The organism is Rhodocytophaga aerolata (assembly GCF_030503435.1).
In the GTDB taxonomy this organism is placed as follows: Bacteria; Bacteroidota; Bacteroidia; order Cytophagales; family 172606-1; genus Rhodocytophaga; species Rhodocytophaga aerolata.
The window spans coordinates 1-512 of record NZ_JAUKPO010000201.1 but is presented as its reverse complement, the minus strand read 5'-3'; the positions used below and the strand labels follow the sequence as shown (position 1 = coordinate 512).

Annotated in this window: 1 protein-coding gene; it reads right to left on the bottom strand. The window is 52.3% G+C overall.

What is annotated here, in order from left to right:
- Positions 1–512 (bottom strand): hypothetical protein (locus Q0590_RS37530; protein WP_302042821.1); only part of this gene is annotated, 512 nt, incomplete at both ends.

Here is a 512-nt window from a genome sequence, read left to right as displayed (position 1 = left end):
ATAACGTTTGGCCGATTCCACCAGCTGTGTCTTGCCTAGTTTGATGCCCACCAAACCGGCATAGCGGTAGCAAGCCATGCGGCGGTTGTTAAAAGTTTGCATGATGCCATAGACGGTATGGCCAGGTCCGGAAGCCGAGTAGTGGGTAAGCAGATCAGCTCCTCCCCGTTGGGAAGGCGACCATTTGCGGGCAGGGGTATAGGCGGCATCAGCCGAGGAGGAACTGCGGTTGGTGAAGTTGCGGTTGATATCCCAATCCTGTTCGTGTTGGGCAAACTCAGCAGCGGCCAGCAGCCAGTTGTCGATACGTTTGCGTTCCTCGCTGCTAAAGGTGTTTTCCCCGGTTAGATCATCGGAGATGTCGATATAGTCATAGGCAAACAGGTAATTGTTGAACCAGTTCATCGTCTGGAACAAGGGATTGATATCTCTATAATACGTTTCCGGCCAGAAAGTACGGTTAGTAAAGTCCAGGGAGCGGATAGAGGTGGCCTGCAACAGTTCGGCTTTGA